The following is a 23,251-nucleotide window of genomic DNA, read 5'->3' as shown; positions in this document are numbered from 1 at the left end:
AAATATCATGCAATAATTGTGCTTATCTTCTAATTGGCGCAAGAATACGTTCTATAGCCTATCGAGGATGATTGTCAAGACGGAAGTGGGGTGGATATTTGTTGTTCGGGGAATTTATTGCGCTGTTATATCAAAGAGAGCTCGTCGCTCTCCTTGATATTTCTTATTCAATTTAATGAATCTTCAGCGGGTCGCGATAGCCGGGCGCTGTATTCTTATACCAATCGGTAAACATAGTCCCACCCGAACTTGCCCATTCACCAAAATGTAGATAGGCGGTATTAATGGCATTCCCTTCTTTTGGAAAGCTGAAATGCTCAGTGAAGTTAAGAGCCCAGGGCCAATTCTCGTCAGAGATGTAATATTTATTTATAGACACATTACTCCGGTCATGTTCGGATCCAAACCGCGATAAGTCGGCTAAGTCCGTAGGTGGATGGCCCGGAAGATGCGCTTCTATTCCTCTGAGTTTGTTGCAAATGAGAAACGGATTATATGGTCCTGTACCAACTGCGGACAAATCAACCGGCGATGCAAATTTAACTACCAGAGATACAGTATCTACGACCTGGTTTGGGCCTGATAACAAGTTTGTATGATCATCGAACGGAATTAGCACCGCTTTTGATTGGCCAGCTTCTGTGCCATTGGGGTTTAATGTAATGTAGTGGTCAGTAATTTTGTGGCCGCTTACGCTGCTAATCAAACTTGCTGCGAATGGTAATTGTACGCCCATGCCGTTTTTATTCGTGGCCCAGGCAGATACTGCCCGAAAGTCCGCGGTCATCTCCACTACTTTGTTGCTGGCGTTGCTTATATAGGTGTATCTGTATTTTACTACAAGATCATTCATGTCATAATCACCCTTGCTGGGCCAATTATCTTCAAAGACTAATGTTCCCTGGCTGTTTTCCGAAGGAAAGTAGCTCACATAAGCCTTCGTTCCGTCATTTGGAAATTTGTCATATACATCCCAAACCCCATCCGCGTCGGTATCTTTTGGAGGCACAATTCCTTGTACTCCCACTGTTGATATTGCGTCTACCGGTGCAGATGTGGCGTATAGAACCACATCATTAAAGTCATGGTCTGTACCTGTCAGGTCCCTTTTTAAATCTTCAAAACCAATCACGAACAGATTCTCTTTCGCAAAGTTTAATAAAACGGTATGTGTTTTAAGCTCGTTCGAGTTTTCCGGGTTAAATTTCGAGTCTGAATAGAACTTGAGAGCGCTCGAGTTAACTGTATTAAGATTTTGTCTCCATCCGTTTTGAACTAATACGAAACCAATAGAAGTTCCGCTATCAAACCTTCCGATCTTTACTCGATCTCCCGACTGCATATTTCCTCCCGAACTAACAGCTGATGCATTGGGGAAAATAAACTTTACCTCATCAATTTTATTGACAACATTTGGAGGGTTATTGGTCAGATAGGTATAATAACCTATAGCATTTTTATTCCCTCCGCCTTCAGACACAAATGTTACCCATACATCTGAGGTTTTAGTGATATTAAGATGTTCTGTTGCGTTGTCGGTAAGATATTGAGGGTGATGGTTGTTTACATTTTGCTGATCTGGCAATGATTCTCCCAGATAGGCCAGCAGGTCTGCACTAACGGTTCCTTTCACCTGGTCAAGGTAGCTTACCGGACGGCCATTAACATCGTAAGAGCCCATGTATGTATATGTTGTATTTGCGAATATTGAATTCCCGGAGAAAGCCTTCATGTTTTTACCGCCGAACGTTTGTGGGCTTGACGGAGCTTTCACGATGTCTCCTGTTACCCCTTTGTCGCCCCCTATAACGCAAGTTACAGCATTGTTGCGTATCAATACTTGAATGTCCTGGTTTAAACCGGGATTTCCTGGCCGGATAAGAAGGGTGTCGATATAAGAAGGAATGTTAACAGTTCCTGTAAAAGTACCGGTTTCATCGCTAGCTCCTCGTAGAAGAGTTTCGCCGCTGATTGAATTAACATCAATAATGATTCCTTTAAGTGGCTCATTAATATTTGAAAGGAGTTTAATGTTTACGGCTACCTTTCTTGACGTTTCGAAGTTGAAGCCATCAGGCGCAATTTTATTCCCGTCTTTTGGTGGTGTGTCCGGCTGTTTTTGGCAGGCAAAAATTATAAGGGAGAGTGCTAAAATCGCGTAGAAACAGTGCTTCATCTTTATCGTTTTCTTATAATAAACAATAATCGGACATTTTACGATTTTCCGCTCAAAATCCTTGCTAAGGGTTTTTATACGAACGGGGGTGTGGAAAGGTTCTGATGTATTGGGAAAAAATTACACATTTTTTTGGTGACCCGATGATCTTCGAAAATTTTTCAACACGAGCCTTTGCCTCGGCTTTTTTCCTTAAATTCGATCTTCTTTTTTGAAGCTTAGCTGATGCCGGATTTTTCTCATTTACACGTTCATACTCAATTTTCACTTCTTGATGGAGCTGCAGATATTTCAAAGCTCTATAAAAAAGCTGCAGCCGATGGTATGAAAGCTTTGGCTATCACCGATCATGGAAATATGTTTGGTGTTTTTAAGTTTGTTGCCGAAGCAGGAAAGCATAATGTGAAGCCAATTGTAGGTTGCGAATTTTATGTGGTAGACGACAGGCATAAAAAGCAATTTACCAAGGAAAACAAAGACATCCGTCATCATCAGTTGTTTCTGGCTAAAAATCCCAAAGGTTATCAAAATCTGGTAAAGCTCTGCTCATATGGATTTATTGAAGGGCTATACAGCAAATGGCCACGGATTGACAAGGAGTTAATTCTCAAGCATCATGAGGGACTTATCGCTACAACTTGCTGTATCGGTGCTTCCGTACCTCAGGCGATATTGAAGCAAGGCGAAGAAGAAGGGGAGAAGGAATTTAAATGGTGGCTTGATATTTTTGGTGAAGACTATTATATCGAGCTTCAGCGTCATAACATTCCCGATCAAGAAAAGGTTAATCATGTTCTGTTAAAATTTGCCAAGAAATATAATGTCAAAATAATTTGCTCTAATGATTCGCATTATGTGGATCAGCAAGACTCCAATGCGCACGATATTTTACTTTGTGTAAATACCGGCGACATGCAAAGCACGCCAATTGCCACTGATGAGGAAGGCGGAAAAGGCTATCGGTTTGGATTTCCTAACGATCAGTTCTACTTTAAAACGCAGGCGGAGATGGGGCAGCTGTTTCATGATCTTCCGGAAGCTTTAGATAATACCAATGAGATTGTTGATAAGGTAGAACACCTTAAATTAAAAAGAGACATTCTTTTACCCAACTTTCCAATATCTCCTGAGTTTAAAATTCATGGTGATGACGTATTAAATCAATGGGAGTACCTGCGGCATCTGACGATGGAGGGTGCGAGGGAGCGTTATAAAGAAATAACACCCGAAGTTCAGGAACGTCTTGATTTTGAGCTGAACACGATCAGAATAATGGGTTTTCCCGGTTATTTTCTTATTGTGGCCGATTTTATAAAGGCTGGGCGCGATTTAGGAGTCTTTATTGGCCCGGGTAGAGGGTCCGCGGCTGGCTCTGTAGTGGCTTATTGTATCGGCATTACAAACATCGATCCTATTAAATATAATCTGCTTTTCGAGCGGTTTTTAAATCCCGACAGAAAGTCGATGCCCGATATTGATACGGATTTTGATGATGAAGGTCGCCAAAAAGTGATCGATTATGTGGTGGATAAGTACGGGAAAAATCAGGTAGCACAGATCATTACGTATGGTTCGATGGCTGCCCGTACGAGTATTCAGGATGTTGCGCGCGTGCTCGATGTTCCGCTGTCGGAAGTGAATGCACTAAAGAAATTAGTGCCCGACACGTTGGGGATTACATTAAAAGATGCTTTTGACCAGGTTGCAGAGCTAAAAGATATTTTAAAAGGCGATGACGTCCGTGCAAAAGTATTGCGGGAAGCTGAAAAGCTCGAAGGTTCTGTACGAAACACCGGCATTCATGCGGCAGGAATTATCATTGCCCCATACGATCTGACAGATATTATCCCGGTGGCAACCATGAAAGACTCTGATCTTTTGGTTACCCAATTCGATGGGCGTGTAATTGAAGATGCAGGGGTAATTAAGATGGACTTTTTGGGCCTTAAAACGCTCACTATTATAAAAAATGCGCTCACATTAATTAAAGCCAATCACGGTGTCGAGATCGATATAGATTACATTCCGCTTGACGATCAGAAAACTTTTGAACTCTATCAGCGTGGCGATACAAACGGTACTTTTCAGTTCGAAAGTGATGGTATGCAGATGTATCTCAGAGAACTGAAGCCCGACAAGTTTGAGGACTTAATCGCCATGAACGCACTTTATCGTCCGGGGCCGATAGAATATATCCCCAAATTTATTGCACGTAAGCATGGCAGGGAAGAAGTAAGTTTTGACCTGGCCGACATGCAGGAGCATCTTGAAGAAACTTATGGTATCACGGTATATCAGGAGCAGGTGATGCTTTTATCGCAAAAGCTGGCCAACTTCACAAAAGGAGATGCAGATGTGCTTCGGAAAGCGATGGGTAAGAAGCAAATCGAAGTGCTGAACAAAATGAAAGCCCAGTTTATGGAAGGTTGTAAACTGAATGGCCACGATACCAAAGTGGCAGAAAAAGTTTGGACCGATTGGGAAGCGTTTGCCCAGTATGCTTTCAATAAATCGCACTCTACCTGCTATGCGTTTGTTGCATATCAAACAGCCTATTTAAAAGCCCATTACCCTGCCGAGTACATGGCAGCCGTATTGAATAACCAGAATAACATAGAGAAGATATCTTTCTTTATGGAAGAAAGTAAAAAGATGGGTATTCTGGTTCTTGGTCCGGATATTAATGAATCTAACCTGAGTTTCGCTGTAAACAAAAAAGGCGAAATCCGTTTTGGAATGTCAGGTATTAAAGGCGTTGGTGAAAAGGCCGTTGAAAGTATTGTGGAGGAGCGCGTGGAAAATGGTCCGTTTGTAAGTATTAACGACTTTGCCAAACGCGTGAACTCAAGAACGGTGAGCAAAAAGGTGTATGAAAATCTTGTTTATAGCGGGGCGTTTGATTGTTTTGGCTATAACCGCTCTCAGTTCTTTTGCCGGCCCGATAATACCCCTTATAATGGTATTGAACGTCTGATAAAGTATAATAACGACTATCAGAATAGTTTAAATACATCCCAGGTGTCTCTTTTTGGCGGTACTACCGATGCTCACATTTCTGAACCCCAAATGCCCGAATGCCCTGAATGGGGATTGATCGAGAGGCTTAAGTACGAAAAAGATATGATTGGGATTTATCTCACCGGTCATCCGCTCGATAATTATAAATTTGAAATGGATCACTTCTGTACCTTTCAGGTGAAGCACCTCGCTTTAATTAACCGTGCAAAAAGTGGCGAGCTGAATGAAACAGATACCGAAGAATTCAACAAAATCAAAAATAGAGACCTCGTAATTGGTGGATTGGTTTCAAACGCACAGCATCGTACAACTAAAACCGGGAAGCCTTTTGGATCGATGGTTCTCGAAGATTATAGTGATTCTTTCGAGGTAGTATTATTTGGTGAGGATTATGTGAAGTTGAAACAGTTTTTTACAGACGGTTATTTTATCCAGGTACGGGGAAATGTATGTGAGCGTTTTAAGCAAAAGGATAACTGGGAATTCAAAATTACCAGCATAAATCTATTGTCGGAGCTGAGGGATAAAATGTCTAAATGCCTTACTATTCAGTTTCCCTTGCAACAACTGTCCGAAACCTTTATCACAGAAATGGACGAGCTGGTTCGTGTCAACACCGAGCAAAATCCGCAGCGTAACTGTCAGCTTAAATTCACGGTGTTCGATTCTGAGGAAACTATAGCGATAGAAATGCCCTCAAAAAGTGTAAAGATTTTCCCGAGTAATGAATTTTTGGAACATTTGCATAAGCTGCAGAATATTACTTACAAGTTGAATTAATGATGTAGTTAAAGAATGTTAAAATATTTGGCCGCGTAAACTTTAGTGCACATCTTCGCCAACTAAAAAACACTTAGAATATGAAAACATTCCTATTAGCTTCGCTATTTGCAGCCATCAGCCTTTACGCCAACTCACAAACCAAGGGAACAAATTCTGTTGGGTTTGGTGTCAATCTCAACAACCGTGATTCAGAACAACCCAATAGTTCTGATAAGCAAAGTTCGCATCAGTATTTATTAAATTACGGACACTTCATTAAAGACAATGTCAAAATCGGCATAAGCGGTTCTTATGGCCGTCAGAAATTTGAAAGTCTAAATAGCTATAGCCTAACATCTGAATTATACGGCGGAGGATTATCTTACCAAAAATACTATCCCCTATTTAAAAAGTTATATGCTTACGCAGGCGCAAATGCAGGCTATCAATACTCAGAAGAAGCATATTTAAACACTCCTTCAGCCAGAGAAATCAAAACAAATATCTACACTGTTGGAGCATCTGGAGGAGTTGCAATCTTTCTATCAAAGCATTTGGCTCTTGAAGCTCATCTGCTTAATGCTTCGGCTCTCTATTCTAAAGGAAAAGATGTTGATAATGGTGCCGAAACCACCCAACAAGGTTTCCATCTGAATAGCTCCGGAGCTTTGAATAACTTTGGATTCCAAATACATTTCCTCTTTTAATCATCCCCCTGTCAGATTGTCCGTCAAAATTTGTGGTTAGGTTTTTGTATATGTAAGTTTGAATATAAATACATAATATCATGGCTTTAGAAATAACAGACGCAAATTTTGATGAATTAGTGTTAAAATCTGATAAACCGGTTCTTATAGACTTTTGGGCAGAATGGTGCGGTCCTTGCCGTATGGTTGGTCCGCTGGTAGAAGAACTGGCTAAAGAATATGAAGGTAAGGCCGTTGTTGGTAAAGTAAATGTGGATCATAATCCTGCCATTTCAATGAAGTTCGGAATCAGAAATATTCCTGCTTTATTGTTTTTCAAAAACGGAGAAATAGTTGATAAGCAAATAGGTGCTGTTCCGAAATCGGTATTAGCTGATAAATTGAGCAAGCAAATAGCTTAAATCAAAGAAACAAGAAATCCATCCCTGAAAAGCGGATGGATTTTTTTTGTCCTCACAAACCGTAAATCCTGTACTTAGTTGTAAATTGCTTTATGCTTCCGGATTTAAATACCTATACAGATCTACAGGATTTTGGCAACCTTGAGTTGCTGGCAAGGCGGGTGGTAGAAGGTTTTATCACGGGTCTGCACAAAAGCCCATTTCATGGATTCTCGGTTGAATTTGCAGAACATAGGCAATACAATAGCGGTGAGTCGGTTAAAAACATAGACTGGAAATTATACGGGAGAACCGATAAGCTTTTCGTAAAGCGTTTTGAAGAAGAAACTAATTTGCGTTGTCAGCTGGTTTTGGATATATCATCCTCTATGTATTTCCCTGAAAAGAAGTTTAATAAGCTCCTTTTCTCAGTATATGCGGCAGCCTCTTTGATGTATTTATTCAAAAAACAGCGCGATGCCTTCGGTTTAAGCTGCTTCTCGGATAAACTGGAGCTCTCCACCCCTGCAAAATCTACCGCAGTTCATCAAAAATATCTTTTTTCGGAGCTCGAAAAACTTATGCATTATGAGAGCAAACGAGTTAAAACATCGGTAGCAAATTCCCTTCATGAGATTGCAGAATTGATTCATAAGCGCTCGCTGGTGATAATTTTTACTGATATGTTTGACCCGGGAACCGATGCGGATGGTTTAAACGAAATCTTTTCGTCGCTTCAACATTTGAAGTATAACAAACACGAAGTAGTGATATTTAATGTACTTGATTATAAAAAAGAAGTTGATTTTAATTTCGAAAATCGTCCCTATCACTTTATTGATATGGAGACAGGCGAAGAATTGAAAGTAAACCCGTCGCAGGTAAAGGAAACTTATACAGAATCGATTACTGCTTTCAGGAAGGAACTCGAGGAAAGGTGTAATCAGTATCACATCGATTTAATCAATGCAGATATAAACGAAGGGTTTTACCCAGTCTTAAACTCTTATCTCATCAAGCGCGGCCGGATGATCTGACTATCATTTGTAATAAATAAATCTTTTTTCTGACTTTAACTGTTAGTATAGTTTAAAATGTTATATGAATAATACTACAGAAGTAATCCATGGGCATATCGCGACTCATGTTTTTGAAGATGATGGACGTTTCCCGAATAATCCTATACTGCCCGTTTTGATTTATAAAGGGGCTTTACGTCTTCATCCTGGTGATGATATTGAGTCGATACTCGAGTTATTCAAAAATAATAACTGGAGCAATTGCTGGAAAGATACCGTTTACGATTACGACCATTATCATAGCAATACTCATGAAGTTCTTGGGGTTTTTTGCGGTATGGCCGATATCTATCTGGGCGGACCAGAAGGGACTTGTGTCGAATTGGTGAGGGGCGACGTGGTGATTATACCGGCGGGCGTTGCACACAAAAATATCAACGGAAGTGCTGATTTTTTATGTGTTGGGGCTTATCCTGATGGTAGAGAATACGATATGAATTACGGGAAAGAAGAGGAGAGATCTTCCGCGCTCGAAAATATAAAAAATGTGCCACTGCCCAAGTTAGATCCCGTATTTGGGGCTGAGGGCGGCTTAATCGAACTTTGGACAAGAAAATAGTCATTTCACACTATCTTTTGCAAGTCTTGGGCGTTGTAAACGGCATAAGTGTGGATGTCGTTGTTGAAAAAGATATAAGCTTCTTGAATGTTATCCCTCGATTTTATTTCGGCAGCCAGATTCTGAAGTTGCGATCGATCGTAATTTGATGCATATAACATGCCTTCACCGTGCATTCTGTGATAAAGCATCGGGGTGTTGCTCACCACATCTTTAGGTAAATCAGGGTGGCTCATACCACAAAAAGTTATGTTCTTGTTTTTTAAAGATTCATATACCTGATCCTGCCACCAACTGTTATGTCTGAATTCGACTACATTTAAAAAGGAGTTGTCGAGATTGTCGGTAACTCTCGCCAGGCGTTCTTCTGAATAATGATAATTCGGCGGAAGCTGAAAAAGAACACATCCAAGTTTGTCCCGCAGACCCTCTCGGACAACCCCGTAGAAATCTGTTATCATATCTCTTGCTCCAGAAAACTTCCTGTAATGCGTGATTGCCCTCGGAGCTTTTACAGCAAAACGAAATCCATCTGGACTTTTTGTATACCAATCCTGTAAGGTTGATAGCTTTGGAAAGCGATAAAAAGAAACATTTAATTCAAGAGTATTGAAAAACTGGCAATAATGGGCAAACCATTTGCTTTGGGCCATATCCTCAGGATAAAAGGTTCCTTTCCAGTGTTTGTAGTGAAAGCCGGAGCATCCGATATGCCAGTTTATCATTTCAAGTAAACAGCATAAAACCAGATCGGTTTAAATTCGCCCTGTCATTTCTTTTAAAATGTACATCAACACGCTTCGTTTTACAGCCAATTCTTCTTCCTGAAAAAAATCAATGTAATAATCGATGAAAGGAACATTAGCAGGGTGGCGAAAATGTAACCGTAATGCCAGTTTAATTCGGGCATAAATTTGAAATTCATTCCGTAGATGCTGGCAATAAGGGTAGGAGGCATGAATGCAACGGTGGCAACCGTAAAGATCTTGATGATCCTGTTTTGCTCAATATTTACAAAACCCATAAAGGTGTCTTGTAGGTATTCGAGGCGTTCGAATGCAAATTTATTATGTTCAAGTATTGAGCTGATGTCCCTTATCATGATCCGTAGTACGCCTTTATATTCTTCAGGGAAGATATTGCTTTTCATCAGGGATGAGATCAGACGCTGCTTGTCGATTATGTTTTCACGAAGAGACATGGTTTCATTTTGAAATAAGGATAGCTGGATCAATATTTCCTCATCGGGGCGGTTCTTTTTTAAAATTAGTTGCTGATTTAGTTCTGCGATTTGTTTCGCGAGCCCTTCAATTAAATCAGCATCCAGATCTATGGATGTTTCCAGAAGGGTTAAAAGTATCTGAAAGCCGTTGCTGTAAGATGCGGGACTTGCCTTGATCTTTTTTACAGATTCGCTGAATGTTTTCAAATCATCATCCCGGTAGGTGAATAATATGCCTTTTTCCAATACAACCGATACAGGACAGTACGCAAAACCCTTTTCGCGGAATGAGAGAAAGTTTGAATTGATGATAATTTCTTCTTCAACTTCGCTAAACCGCGACGAGCTTTCTATTTCCTGCGATTCTTCTTCTGAGGAGTACTTGATATCAAAGGAGGATTCGATTGTAGATTTTTCCTCGGGTGTGGAGTTTTGGAGGTCCACCCATATAAGGTTTTCGACCGGAATCTCTTTAAGCAGTTCGAGATTTGTTTCTTTGGCCAGGCGGCGATCTTTTTTATAATATATACGTAACATCTAAACCCTTCTAATTTTTCACCAGATTGAATCTGTATCTTTGCATCAAGAGTTAAAAGTAGATAAAAGCGGCAATAAATTTAAGGTTGCTGCGCTTATTTAGCTTAGCCATCGAAATAATTTGAGTTAATGGGTACACCGGTAGATTTTGGACAAAAGAGTTATAATTTTTATGGTGCATACTTAAAAGGTAAGTATGGCGGTAAACGTGTGTTCAAAATCATTGTCGATGGTGGGTTTACTTGTCCTAATAGAGATGGAAGCAAAGGGTTTGGAGGGTGTTCGTATTGTAACGTGGATTCTTTTACTCCTGAGCTTTCACGGAGTACACCTAATATCCGCGAACAAATTGAGAGGGGGATAGAGCGTGCCCGAACCGGCTATGCAGCAGAAAAATTTATCGTTTATTTTCAGCCTAATACAAACACGTATGCGCCGGTACATTATTTAAAGATGATGTATGATGAAGCTATCGCCATTGCAAGGCAAATTGCCCCCGGCGATATTGTAGGGCTATCTGTTGGGACGCGACCGGATTGTATAGATGCAGAAAAAGTTGCTCTTTTGGAAAGTTATCTCGACCAGGGCCTGGATGTGGATCTGGAAATGGGTATGGAGTCTATTTATAACGAAACTCTTTTAAAAATAAACCGGGGATGCTCTCACGAGGAATTAGAGCAGGCCTTAAGCTTGGTTCAAAATTCTCGATTGGACGTATGCGTTCATACCATTTTCGGATTTCCGTGGGAGACTAAAGAGATGATGCTTCGTTATGCAGAAGAAATTAATCGTTTCCCCCAGATCAAATTTGTGAAACTTCACCATCTTCACATTGTCGAAGGCTCGATTATGGGCGTATTGTATAAGCGTGAGCCATTTAAAGTGTTTAGCTTAGAAGAATATACCGATTTTCTTGCTGAATTCATTCCTCTGTTGCGGCCGGATATTATACTTCAGCGCTTATTCGGAATCGCAGATTACGACCTTTTGATAGCTCCGAACTGGGGAGTAAAAAAATCTCAGATCCAAACCTATATTGATAAATCTCTGGAACAACGAGGTATAACGCAGGGGTCGAAATATCTGCCGGTTATTGCCTAGGTCGTTTTATGAAATAATCTCTCTCGAAACCCGGGCCTGCTAGTTCGGTGTTTCTTCCTTTATTTTTCTCCTCTTGCTGTTTTTTTGACTGCATCTACTCCGGTTTTCTTGCTTCTGTTGCTTTTATCTGAGCTATTTCGCTTGCATTTATATGGTTTTCGTAATTAGTCGATTTTTTTTGTTTATTTTATTGTTGTAACCCGACAATTTGTGGTATTTTTCTTTATTCGTTAGGTTATTCTGGTTAATATTGGTAAAATATTAATCTTTTGTTGTTGTTTTTAATAAATATATCGTTTATTTGAATGATAAAATTAATTGTATTGACGTTTTTCCTTATCATTTACTAGTGCTTTAAGTAAATTTAATTGTGTTCTTTGGATAGAGTTAATTTTTTAACTATATAGTTTATAAAAACCTAAAATATATCAAAATGAAACGATTTTTACCTTTTTTTCTATTGGTTTTGGCGGTCATTCTTGGCCTTCTTTTTCCATCTGTCGAAGTTGTGGATGTGGCGGATAATAAGATTGATACCGGCGACACGGCTTGGTTGCTTGTGGCCACAGCATTGGTGTTGTTGATGACGCCCGGGCTTGCGTATTTCTATGGCGGAATGGTTAGAAAGAAAAATGTGATTTCCACTATGTTGCAAAGTTTGGTGTGTATGGGTTTGATAACTGTATTGTGGGTGGTTTTTGGGTTTAGTCTCGCGTTTGGTGAGGATGTAGGCGGCTTGGGTATTATTGGTGATCCGCGGACGTTCTTTATGATGAAAGGTATGGTTGGCAATGCGGTGTGGTCTCTGGCTCCAACTATTCCCTTGGTTTTGTTTGCAATGTTTCAGTTGAAATTTGCGGTGATTACGCCGGCATTGATCACCGGGGCTTTTGCCGAGCGGATTCGCTTCAATTCTTACCTCATTTTCCTTTGTCTGTTTATGATATGTATTTACGTGCCATTGGCTCATGCCACCTGGCACCCCGAAGGTTTATTGTTTGGTTTGGGGGTGCTTGATTTTGCCGGAGGTACTGTTGTGCATATGTCGGCGGGTTGGGCTGCGCTTGCCTCTGCTTTGTTTTTGAAGAAGCGTACCGTCGTTGAGCATACTCCGGCTCGTGTAAGTTATGTGATTCTTGGAACTGGCTTGCTGTGGTTCGGGTGGTTTGGTTTTAATGCAGGGTCGGCAGTTGGGGCCGGGACTCTAGCGGCCACCGCTCTGGCTACCACAACTACAGCCTCTGCTGCAGCGGCGATGGCCTGGATATTTTTTGACATAGCCAGAGGGAAGAAGCCTTCCGCCATGGGGGCATGTATTGGTGCGGTAGTGGGTTTGGTTGCGATTACGCCGGCTGCAGGCTTTGTTAGTGTTTCTCATTCAATCGTTATTGGGGTTGTGGCGGCTGTTGTAAGTAATCTGGTGGTGATATGGAGGAGTCGTACTAATATTGACGATACTCTGGATGTGTTTCCTTGTCACGGTGTAGGTGGGATGGTAGGTATGCTTCTAACAGGGGTTTTTGCCAATCAGGGCGTTAATGCGGCTAATACAACAGGTAATGGGCTTTATTTTGGCGAGACTAAGTTATTTTTTGTGCATCTGATAGCCTTGGTGGCGGTTTCTGCATTTGCTTTTATTGGGGCCTATATATTGCTGGTTGTTACTAATGCGATTAGTCCGTTGCGCGTAACAGCTGAAGATGAGGAGTTAGGTTTAGACATGAGTCAGCACGATGAGGAGTTGTAATTATTGAATTTGTGGTGGTTTTTTATGAAAATAAAATGTAAAAGAATTTAAATTCTGAATTTTGGTTTAGTGTTGGGAGGGTTTGACGTAAGTCAGCCCTCTTTTTTTGTTGTTATTGTATGTTTTTTATATAATATCTGATGTTAGCTTTATTTTTCAACGCATTTTTATGATGTTTTTAACTTACTTGGTGGTTTTTTTATTATTTTATTGATTTTTATTTTGAAATAATTATGATTTTACGAAAATATATCTAATTTTATTGCAGATTTTATTCAACAACACTAAAAAACTAAACAAATGGGTAAATTTTCAATTAAACAAGCGGCTCCTTTCCTGGTATTGGCAGGGGTTGCTCTCGCATCAATCTTCATTCCGGTGCTACCAAACTTTGATGACGGCGGAAAAACGTACAATGGCGCCGACATCGCTTGGGTTGTGGTAGCTACTGCGTTGGTATTTTTGATGACTCCGGGTCTTGCATTTTTTTACGGAGGAATGGTTCATCGTAAAAACGTAATCTCTACTATGATCAAAAGCGTAGTGGCTGCAGGGGTAGTGAGTGTGCTTTGGGTTACGGTAGGATTTAGTCTGGCTTTCGGAAATTCGATTAATGGCTTCATCGGCGATCCGTCTACTTTCCTGTTCTTCAAGGATGTAAACTCCGGAGCTCCATGGAGTCTGGCTCCTACAATCCCTCTGGCTCTTTTCGCCTTATTTCAGTTAATGTTCGCCATCATAACCCCAGGATTGGTTGTGGGCGCTGTTGCTGAGCGCATCAGATTTACATCGTACATCCTCTTTATAGTATTGTTCAGTTTATTTGTATATGCACCTTTGGCACATTGGAGCTGGCATCCGGAAGGATTCCTTTTTCAATTAGGAGTGCTTGACTTTGCTGGTGGGACAGTGGTTCATATCTCTGCCGGTTGCGCTGCATTGGCCGGAGCCTTAGTTTTAAAGCGTCGGAGATCACATTTGGAACAACGAGAAATTCCTCCGGCTAATATCCCTTACGTGCTAATTGGTACCGGTTTATTATGGTTCGGATGGTTTGGTTTTAATGCTGGATCTGCTCTTGGAGCTAACGCATTGGCAGTATCTGCATTCGCGACTACAAATACCGCTGCCGGGGCCGCAGGTTTATCATGGATGTTTTTTGATGTGATCCGCGGAAAAAAACCATCTGTACTTGGATTCTGTATTGGAGCGGTAGTGGGTTTAGTAGCAATTACTCCTGCTGCGGGATTTGTTGCGATTCCACAAAGTATCTTCATTGGTTTCATTGCAGCCATTATATCAAATATCGCGGTTCATTACAAGCAAAAATCATCTCTTGATGATACATTAGATGTGTTTCCTTGCCACGGCTTAGGCGGTATCGTGGGGATGATTCTTACAGGCATCTTCGCAACCAAAACAGTTAACGGCGCTGGTAACGACGGTTGGTTTTACGGTAATTCAGAGTTCTTCTTTACTCAGTTGAAAGGTCTCGGAATAGTGGTTGCCTATAGCTTCATCGTGTCATTTGTAATCTTCAAGTTGATTAACCTGATTCAACCAATCCGTGTATCCCAGGAAGAAGAGGAATTAGGCTTAGACGCATCTCAACATAACGAAAAATACGTTCAGGGAACATTATTAGTGAATAATAACGGGAAGACTGTTGAACGCGACATCAAAATTTTCGAAAAAGATGCGGTAGAAGACTAATTCGATTAAATAAACAACCTTATAACAAAAGCAACATTAAAATTAACAAACCTTATTTAACAAAAAGCAACATGTTTAGAAAACTACTTTCGTTAATTGCATTGGCTGGTGTATCATATGCTAATGCTCAGGATTCAGCTTCGGTTTCTGCGCCTTTAACTATTTCGGGGTCGGTAGATGCGTATTATAAATATGATTTTTCTGGCTACAAGCCTGGAAATATTGGATATAGAGCGGAAAATGGATATTCGGGTACAAGCTTCGCTACAGAGAATAACTCAATATCTCTCGGGATGATAGATGTCGCTTTGAAGAAAACCACCGGAAAGGCTTCTTTTGTAGGGGAAGTGTCATTCGGACCAAGAGGGCAATATCAGTCTATTCCCAACGGAAACTTTGATGAGGATAACGCTGAGAACTCTTTCAATATCCAAAATCTATATGCAACTTATGCATTTACCGACAGGTTTTCTGTAACGGCGGGTTATATGGGCACATTTGTTGGGTATGAAGTTATCTCTCCGGTAGGTAATTACAATTATTCCACGTCTTACTTATTTACTAATGGTCCATTCCAGAATGCAGGAATTAAGGCAAACTTTTCCCTTTCAAGTAAAGTAGGTGTGATGGTTGGTTTATTCAATGACTGGAATACTTATCAGGATTTTAATGGCGTATCACATTTTGGGGCTCAATTAGCCCTAACACCGATAGAAGGTTGGTCGGCTTATTTAAATGTCTTAACAGGACAGGCTAACGGAGGTAACGATACCTATGGCTCTGGTACTGTGTTAGATTTGACTACCGCTTATCAAATTACCGATAGGTTTAAATTAGGATTAAACGCAGCAGACTATTCGATGCCTGATGACTTAGGGGGTTACAGTGGGATTGCCCTCTATCCTCAAGTTTCAGTAACGAATGGCTTTAGCTTGGGATTGAGAGGTGAGTATTTTAAATGGAAAGATGTAACTGAAGATGATGTGACTATCGAGGGTACTTCATTTTCTGCAATCACTCTATCCAGCAATCTTAAATCCGGTGGCTTGACTTTTATACCGGAGATCAGATTTGATAACGCTTCAGAGAATGTGTTTTTCAAGAAGAATACAAGCTTAGGTGCAGATACCAAATCAGCTTCACAATTTTCACTGGCAGTTGTTTACGCCTTTTAAGGAATTAAACTTTACTCTAAATTAAGCAAAGCCGGATTTTTCCGGCTTTGCTATTTTATAGCATTACTGGTGCAACCTTTCCCACTAAAAACATATCTAATCAATAAACACACAGATATGAAAAAGATACTGCTACTATGCCTGCCTGTAATTTTGCTCATAAACTCCTGCAAAAAAGAATACATCATCCCTAACCGGACAATCATTGTAAATTTAAGTTCCGGACAGTGGGTTCCTTTAAACGGAGGAAGAAGTTACACGACAGCAATCAATGTGCCGGAATTGGATGATTACATGAATGAAAGGGGAGGAGTGTTGGTGTATCTTTCGTTCGGCGATCGGACCTACGAGCAAATACCTCAGCTCTATAATGGAGATTCGTATAGTTATGTGACCCGTCCGGGACAAGTTGTATTGGAAGTGCAGGAGTACGATGGACTGGGAACGGTCTCCCCACCTCCGGGCATGACCGTAAAAATTGTTCTGATGGAATCTGATTTCTAGCAAAAAAGGCCGATGTTTATCGGCCTTTTTTGTTAGTCTTTTAAACGTCTATTTACTTTCTACTCCCAATTTAGACATTATAGCATCACTTACTCCAGTAGATGAATATCCTCCGTCATGGAAAAGATTCTGCATAGTTACCATCCTGGTAAGATCAGAGAATAATGTGATACAATAATCAGCGCATGATTCTGCGTCGGCGTTTCCAAGTGGAGCAATTGCATCGGCATAATCATAAAAATCCCCAAATCCCTTTATTCCAGTACCCGCTGTAGTTTTAGTCGGCGATTGTGACACAGTATTAATACGAACTTTTTTCTCAACTCCGTAATGATACCCAAAGCTGCGGGCAATTGATTCCAGCATTGCTTTGATATCTGCCATATCGGTGTAGAATGGATAAGTACGTTGGGCCGCCATATAAGTAAGAGCCACTACGCTTCCCCATTCGCTGATAGCATCGAGCTTTTTAGCCACACTAAGCATTTTGTGAAATGATAAAGCAGACACATCAAGGCCTTTCATATAGTAGTCGTAGTTTGAGTCTGTATATGGAATCTTCTTACGAATATTTATACTCATCCCTATTGAGTGAAGCACAAAATCGATCTTTCCACCCAGAATTTCCTGCGACTGAACAAACAGATTAGTCAACTCATCCACATTGGTGGCATCAGCAGGAATAATCTGTGAATTAGTCTTCTCTGCAAGGCTATTTATTTCGCCCATGCGCATTGCTATCGGCGCGTTGGTTAATACGAAAGTAGCGCCCTCTTCGTGCGCCTTTTCAGCAACCTTCCAGGCAATAGAATTCTGATCTAACGCTCCAGTTATTATCCCGCGTTTTCCTTTTAATAAGTTGTAAGCCATATTTCAAATTTGGTTGGCTAAAATAATGAATTAATTGGTTTGGTGCCGATTGATAAGAGTAAAATTGAATTTATTATCCGTCACTCAAACTCAGCAATTCTTTGGCATGCTGTAAAGCCGCTTCTCCTGGAGTCTCACCGCTCAGCATTTTGCCAATCTCCAAAACCCTTTCATGGCCGTTTAGTAGGCGGATGTTGGTATGTGTTTTATCTTCGCGGTCGTCTTTATAAACGCAGTAATGGGCTTCGCCTTTGCTAGCTATCTGCGGAAGGTGAGTTATGGCGATCACTTGCATATTTGCCGATAAACGTTCCATGATTACTCCAACCTTTAAAGCAACCTCGCCCGAAATCCCGGTGTCTATCTCATCAAAAATGATGGTAGGTAGAGCAATATGTGTAGTTATTAAGGATTTTATACTCAGCATTAACCTTGATAATTCTCCACCGGATGCTACCTTACTCATCGGCGCTGGTTCCTGCCCCTTATTTGCAGAGAAGAAGAATTCGATCTTGTTTCTCCCAAAGGCGTTCAATGAGTTCTCATCTAAAAGCTGATTATTGATCTTGAGCACAGAATTAAGCATCCCCACTTCTGCAAGAGTTTCTTTTACCTTGTTCTCTATGGTCGGGATTATTTCCGTTCTGCTTGCAGATAAAGTCTCGGAAACTATCAGAAGCTCTGCATGATGATTTTTTACTTCCTCTTCCAGGCTTGATATTTCTTCTTCAGTGAATGAAATCGATTCGATTTTGTCTGAAAGCGTACGCTGAATCTCCAGTAACTCTGTAACTGTATTTACATGGTGTTTCTTCTGAAGGCTGTAGATCGAACTCAATCGCGTACTGATTTCTGAAGAGCGTGCCTCATTAACCACTGTTTTTTGTTCAAGTAGTTCAATCTCCGAGACAATATCCTTCAATTCAATCAAGCTGCTTTGTAGCCTTTCTGCCAGTAGCTCAGATTCTGGAAGGTATTTGCCGGCTTGTTGTACTTGGGTTAGCGACTCTCTCAGACGCGCAATCACTGCCTGCTCGCTCTCGCTCAGCAGATAGGAAGCGCCAAGCAGATTGCGTTTAATTTCTTCCGCATGGCTTAAAGTTTGTAGTTCATGCTCAAGCTTTTCCTGCTCACCCTCAATAAGATTAACCTTTTCCAATTCCTCAAATTGAAACTGGAGGTAGTCCAGTTCTATATTCGCTTTTTTACCGGCGTCTATCAGTTCGCTTAATCTTGCTTTCTTTTCTTTGTAACTGTTAAAAAGCTTTTGGTATTCTTTTAACAGCGCTTCGTTCGCTGCCAGCGTATCAACAACCAGGCGCTGGAAGCTTTCATTGTTTATTTCGAAGGTAGCGTGCTGCGAATGGATATCGATCAGCAGTTCACCCAACTGTTTTAATGTAGCCAGATTTACAGGCGTGTCGTTAATGAAGGCCCGCGACTTTCCTTCCGATGAAATTTCCCGTCTCAGAACGGTCTCTGTTTCATAATCCAGTTCATTTTGCCCGAAGAAGTCCTGCAGTTTATACCCATCTATCTTAAAGCTTCCTTCTATGATACATTTTTTTTGCTGGTTGAAAAAATACCGCCCTTCGACCCGGTTTCCCAATATGAGCGACAAGGCACCTAGAATAATAGATTTACCAGCTCCCGTTTCTCCCGTAAGTATATTTAACCCCTTAGAGAACGATATATCGAGATCGTCTATTAAAGCGTAGTTTTGAATAATAAGGCGATTAAGCATGCAGATCAAATAACAATTTCAGTTTAGCGCCTTGTATTTTTTAATACTTCATATTTAGTAACATTCGGCGGATCCAATACAGTAAGAATATTATAGGCGTTCATTCTATCTCGCGGATCTGATTGGCTCAATAAGTTTACCAGCTCATCAGCTTTTGACGTGAAGAAGATCTGGCTTAGCATCGAGCCCTGCTTCTGCTTGTCGATTTTCTGAAGTTGTGGAAGCAAGCTCATGATTTCTTTTCTTCCCTTAGATTGGTTGTCGTACATAATATCCAGGCCATGTCTATGATAATTATACAACACTTCCCGTATCGGGTTATATGCCTTATTAGTTAAGTTTTCCGCCAACCAATATCGGTTTCTCAGATTCTCAAAAGCTTTCCATCCGGGGAAAGGGGCGTTTTGAGCATTATTTACAATGGTTTGGGCTTTTGCAAACAAAGGGCTGCCACCATATCTTGAAAAAGTATCATAATCCAGCCCCACGATAATATTGGCGTAAAACGCAAGTAGCGAGCTTAGATTGTTGATGTAATTTTGATCAGAAAAATCAAGAGGCTGGCCCTCCGTATAATTAAAACTGAACTCTTTATCGCTGTAGTTAAATACGGTGCTATTGAATGTCGTACCATAAACTGGCCGGGTAGATTGTATTTGTGCATCCGCTCTAAAGTTCGCCCCGCCATCCCATTCTGTGATATTAATGACGAAATTACAATCTATTCGTTCCTGCACCTGGAAGTTATCCGGCGACCATCTTCTTGTATTTAAAAAATCGCGAATAGATGTCTCCAAAACATCTAACACCCTTTTATTTGTATTCTGAATCTGTGGCGACAGAATTTGGACTCTTGCATTCAATTCCTGCGCCTGTACTGCAGTCGATAGGTTAATTACAGCGATCAAGGTGATGACAAAACGTTTAAACATTGTACAGTTGAATAATTTTATTGCAGATGTCTTTAGCTACTTCTGATTTCGTTTTTAACGGATATTTTTCAATGCCCGCATCTTTATCTATAATAGTTACTTTATTGGTATCAGTTTTGAATCCGGCTCCACTATCCTGCAAAGAGTTTAGTACTACAAAGTCCAGGTTCTTTTTTTGAAGCTTTTTTCGTGCATTCTCCTCTTCGTTCTCGGTCTCCAGTGCAAAACCAATCAATACTTGTCCGGACCGTTTTATTTTGCCCAGTTCCGAAAGTATATCCGTGGTCTTAACCAGTTCGAGCATAAATTCGCTGCTCTCTTTCTTTATCTTTTCTCTTGCAACTTCTTTAGGGCGGTAGTCGGCTACCGCAGCGCCCATAATGGTGATGTCGCTTTCTTTAAAATGTTGTTGAACCGCAGCATTCATTTCTACAGACGATCCTACATCAATACGCACTATGCTTCTATTTATTGTTTTTTCTCCGCTTGGCCCGCAAACCAATACTACTTCTGCGCCTTGTTTGCATAATTCCTCAGCAATTGCAAAACCCATCTTGCCCGACGAATGATTGCCAATGAATCGTACCGGGTCAATCGGTTCATAAGTTGGTCCTGCAGTCACCAAAGCCTTTTTTCCAGCTAATGGCAAATTGCTTTTTAAATGAGCTTCAAGAAAAGCAACAATCTGTTCGGGTTCTGCCATACGGCCTTCACCGGTTAGACCACTCGCCAGCTCACCATATGCCGGCTTGATTAAAACGTTCCCATACCCCAATAGCTTTTCGATGTTCTGTTGGGTGGAAGAATGCTTCCACATATCCAGATCCATAGCAGGAGCGAAGTATACAGGGCATCTGGCAGACAGATAGGTGGCAGCAAGTAAGTTATCGCACAAACCGTTCGCCAGTTTAGCTAAGGTGTTAGCAGTAGCGGGTGCTATTATCAAATAGTCTGCCCAAAGCCCAAAATCAACATGGTTATTCCATTCCCCGGTACTTTTGTTAAAATAGTCGGAGTAGACAGGATTCTTAGAAAGAGTAGAAAGCGTAAGAGGAGTGATGAAGTTCTTCGCATCAGTCGTCATAATCACCTTTACGGTGGCGCCTTCTTTAACCAGCAATCTAACCAGGGTGGCCGATTTATAGCTGGCTATACTGCCGCAAATGCCGAGTAATATATTTTTCCCTTTAAGCATATAAGTATGCTCAAACTTACATAAAAAATGCCTTTTAAATTGACAGATCAATTCAAAAGGCATTCTTTGAAGAAAGAGATTATGTTATCCCTGCTCTTTAGATGGGTTTCTGAAATAGACTTTGTCGTTCAGAAATTCATCAACCGCAATCAAAGTCGGTTTTGGTAACCGCTCGTAATGCTTAGATATTTCGATCTGCTCGCGGTTCTCGAAAATCTCTTCCAGATTATCGTTAGACGATGCAAACTCTGATAGTTTACCATTCAGCTCTTCTTTCAGATTGTTAGAAATCTGATTGGCTCTTTTTGCAATAATTACTAAAGACTCATAAATGTTGTCTGTTTTCTCATCCAACTGACGAACATCTCTGGTAATAGTGCTGGTTGGTATTGTATTTTTTGGTGTATTCATACTGCTCTTAATCTTTTTGTAATGTATCTGCCTGTTTCGCTTTATCCTGCGGCGACATCATAGTCGCCAATAATTTCTTTACGTTAATAATATCTTGTTCTGATTTCCTCTTTATCGCCTGTACCTCTTTCAGGTAAGGGCTATTCGGATAATCTTCCTCGAACTCGGTAGCATAACCAATCGCCTCATTAAAACGTTCTTCCTGCTTAGTCTCTAAACTGTTCTGAGCATAAAGTTGTTGTGCCTTTACCGTCAAATATTCCATTTCCTCCGCGTATTTCGTGTCCGGGAAATCCCTTATTGAATTTCTGAACGCAATTACTGCCGATTTATAATCACCAATATCATAAAATAATCTGGCATTGGCATACGATTTCTTCTCAAGCTTATCGCGTAAATTATTAATCAGCGTGCTTGCCTCCGCTACCCGCTCACTTTTAGGGTAAAGATTAATAAACAATTGCAAGGCCTCAATGGCCCGTATGGTATTTTCCTGATCTAAAGTATAGTTAGGAGATTCCAGGTAATAACAATATGCCGATATAAAGCGGCTTTCTTCAGCTTTCGGACTGTTAGGGTAAGTATCAGCAAAAACCTTAAACTGGTAACGTGCAGTAGCGTAGTCTTTTAATTTATAGTGCGTATAGGCAAAGTAGTACGACAAATCTTCAGCCTCCTTCATTCCACGATACCTTTGCATCAGATCATCAAATAAAATTAAGGCCTTATTATAATCACCCTTATTATACAGGCGCAGGGCTTCCTGATATTTCTTAGCCGTATTGGTGCTTTCCTGTAACTTTTCAAACTTGCTTTTGCAGCCAGTAAGAACCGTCATCAACAATATAAAACAATACGTTAAAAATTGCTTGTTTTTAAACATCGCGCAAAGATAGGTTAATTCAATTTAATTTCAATATTTTAATAGCGCTCCTAAAGTATCCAAAATAAGCATCTGACTCCTCGCTTTAACAAACTTTAACAATCTGCCGCTAAGTCATTATAAGATATAAAACGATACATATATATAAGGAGTATCTTTGTGGTTTAGAAGCGCAAACTTCTTCGGGTCTTTTTCCGCCGGTCCCGCTATTCACTTTTACTCCTCACCCCATCGCTCGGCAGACCTCCGTTCGGGGTAACCGTTACTATCGGGGCTAACTATGTGTGGCCTTTAGAAATCATTCCTTTTGCATATCGCTCAGAACACTCCGGTCATAACGTGTTATAATATACATATAAGTACATGATCGGATGATCCGGATCTTTTAATGTATAAAAAGCCTAATAAAACCCTTGCCTTGCAATGATAAAAGGGTTATCTTTGTAACCCCATCGCGAGGAAGGGGGCGAACTGAAGCGGTTTTGACAGAGAAGGAAAGTATGATCAAGGGCGATTTAAAAAATAAAGTCTTGATA

The 23,251-nt window shown here is 40.6% G+C and carries 19 protein-coding genes; 10 read left to right on the top strand and 9 right to left on the bottom strand.

Features of this window, described 5'->3' with window-relative positions; genetic code table 11:
• Positions 1-172: 172 nt before the first annotated feature.
• Positions 173-2,176: an LruC domain-containing protein gene (locus J3P43_RS18300; protein WP_255905161.1), complete on the bottom strand. Its 2,004-nt coding sequence runs from the start codon at positions 2,174-2,176 to the stop codon at positions 173-175.
• 225 nt (positions 2,177-2,401) lie between these two features.
• On the opposite strand from J3P43_RS18300, the gene dnaE reads away from it, so the two are divergent.
• The 5 genes from dnaE to J3P43_RS18275 all read left to right on the top strand — a co-directional run bounded on the left by dnaE (position 2,402) and on the right by J3P43_RS18275 (position 8,681).
• The gene (gene dnaE / locus J3P43_RS18295; protein WP_255905159.1) at positions 2,402-5,974 is read left to right on the top strand and encodes a DNA polymerase III subunit alpha; all 3,573 of its coding nucleotides are present in this window, start codon (positions 2,402-2,404) and stop codon (positions 5,972-5,974) included.
• Between the two features lie 80 nt (positions 5,975-6,054).
• Positions 6,055-6,663, top strand: a complete 609-nt coding sequence (locus tag J3P43_RS18290) for a hypothetical protein (protein ID WP_255905157.1) — start codon at positions 6,055-6,057, stop codon at positions 6,661-6,663.
• A gap of 80 nt (positions 6,664-6,743) precedes the next feature.
• Positions 6,744-7,064, top strand: a complete 321-nt coding sequence (trxA, locus tag J3P43_RS18285; RefSeq protein ID WP_255905155.1) for a thioredoxin — start codon at positions 6,744-6,746, stop codon at positions 7,062-7,064.
• A 92-nt stretch (positions 7,065-7,156) separates the two neighbouring features.
• Positions 7,157-8,080: a DUF58 domain-containing protein gene (locus J3P43_RS18280; protein ID WP_255905153.1), complete on the top strand. Its 924-nt coding sequence runs from the start codon at positions 7,157-7,159 to the stop codon at positions 8,078-8,080.
• Positions 8,081-8,144: 64 nt separating this feature from the next.
• Complete coding sequence (locus J3P43_RS18275; RefSeq protein WP_255905151.1) at positions 8,145-8,681, top strand: hypothetical protein; 537 nt, start codon at positions 8,145-8,147, stop codon at positions 8,679-8,681.
• Between the two features lie 5 nt (positions 8,682-8,686).
• On the opposite strand, the gene J3P43_RS18270 is transcribed toward J3P43_RS18275, so the two are convergent.
• Positions 8,687-9,406 carry a DUF72 domain-containing protein gene (locus J3P43_RS18270; protein ID WP_255905149.1) on the bottom strand — a complete coding sequence of 240 codons (720 nt, stop codon included), beginning with the start codon at positions 9,404-9,406 and terminating at the stop codon, positions 8,687-8,689.
• Positions 9,407-9,486: 80 nt separating this feature from the next.
• Positions 9,487-10,440: a magnesium/cobalt transporter CorA gene (gene corA / locus J3P43_RS18265; RefSeq protein WP_255905147.1), complete on the bottom strand. Its 954-nt coding sequence runs from the start codon at positions 10,438-10,440 to the stop codon at positions 9,487-9,489.
• 129 nt (positions 10,441-10,569) lie between these two features.
• Here corA and mnmL point away from each other — a divergent pair, with 129 nt between their 5' ends.
• From mnmL to J3P43_RS18240, 5 genes are all read left to right on the top strand, one after another.
• Complete coding sequence (gene mnmL / locus J3P43_RS18260; protein ID WP_255905145.1) at positions 10,570-11,541, top strand: tRNA modification radical SAM protein MnmL/YtqA; 972 nt, start codon at positions 10,570-10,572, stop codon at positions 11,539-11,541.
• 433 nt (positions 11,542-11,974) lie between these two features.
• A complete protein-coding gene (locus J3P43_RS18255; protein ID WP_255905143.1) occupies positions 11,975-13,288 on the top strand; it encodes an ammonium transporter in 1,314 nt (437 codons plus the stop codon).
• Positions 13,289-13,588: 300 nt separating this feature from the next.
• On the top strand, positions 13,589-15,001 hold the full coding sequence (locus J3P43_RS18250; protein ID WP_255905141.1) for an ammonium transporter: 1,413 nt from the start codon (positions 13,589-13,591) through the stop codon (positions 14,999-15,001).
• A 71-nt stretch (positions 15,002-15,072) separates the two neighbouring features.
• Complete coding sequence (locus tag J3P43_RS18245; protein WP_255905139.1) at positions 15,073-16,176, top strand: porin; 1,104 nt, start codon at positions 15,073-15,075, stop codon at positions 16,174-16,176.
• A gap of 117 nt (positions 16,177-16,293) precedes the next feature.
• Positions 16,294-16,680 (top strand): hypothetical protein, encoded by a 387-nt coding sequence (locus J3P43_RS18240; RefSeq protein ID WP_255905137.1) that lies wholly within the window; start codon positions 16,294-16,296, stop codon positions 16,678-16,680.
• A gap of 48 nt (positions 16,681-16,728) precedes the next feature.
• Here J3P43_RS18240 and J3P43_RS18235 read toward each other — a convergent pair whose 3' ends face one another.
• The 6 genes from J3P43_RS18235 to J3P43_RS18210 all read right to left on the bottom strand — a co-directional run bounded on the left by J3P43_RS18235 (position 16,729) and on the right by J3P43_RS18210 (position 22,670).
• A complete protein-coding gene (locus J3P43_RS18235; RefSeq protein WP_255905135.1) occupies positions 16,729-17,550 on the bottom strand; it encodes an enoyl-ACP reductase FabI in 822 nt (273 codons plus the stop codon).
• Positions 17,551-17,623: 73 nt separating this feature from the next.
• Positions 17,624-19,294 carry a DNA repair protein RecN gene (gene recN / locus J3P43_RS18230; RefSeq protein ID WP_255905133.1) on the bottom strand — a complete coding sequence of 557 codons (1,671 nt, stop codon included), beginning with the start codon at positions 19,292-19,294 and terminating at the stop codon, positions 17,624-17,626.
• Between the two features lie 23 nt (positions 19,295-19,317).
• Entirely contained in the window at positions 19,318-20,226 is a 909-nt protein-coding gene (gene porD, locus J3P43_RS18225) for a type IX secretion system protein PorD (protein ID WP_255905131.1), read from the bottom strand.
• Positions 20,219-21,421, bottom strand: a complete 1,203-nt coding sequence (gene coaBC / locus J3P43_RS18220) for a bifunctional phosphopantothenoylcysteine decarboxylase/phosphopantothenate--cysteine ligase CoaBC (RefSeq protein ID WP_255905129.1) — start codon at positions 21,419-21,421, stop codon at positions 20,219-20,221. Before coaBC ends, porD begins: the two co-directional genes overlap by 8 nt.
• An 84-nt stretch (positions 21,422-21,505) precedes the next feature.
• A complete protein-coding gene (locus J3P43_RS18215; RefSeq protein ID WP_255905127.1) occupies positions 21,506-21,832 on the bottom strand; it encodes a DNA-directed RNA polymerase subunit omega in 327 nt (108 codons plus the stop codon).
• A 7-nt stretch (positions 21,833-21,839) separates the two neighbouring features.
• A complete protein-coding gene (locus tag J3P43_RS18210; protein WP_369414812.1) occupies positions 21,840-22,670 on the bottom strand; it encodes an outer membrane protein assembly factor BamD in 831 nt (276 codons plus the stop codon).
• Positions 22,671-23,251: the final 581 nt, after the last annotated feature.

Source organism: Paradesertivirga mongoliensis (assembly GCF_024436395.1).
Taxonomy (GTDB): Bacteria; Bacteroidota; Bacteroidia; order Sphingobacteriales; family Sphingobacteriaceae; genus Paradesertivirga; species Paradesertivirga mongoliensis.
This window is presented reverse-complemented; position numbering and strand designations above follow the sequence as displayed.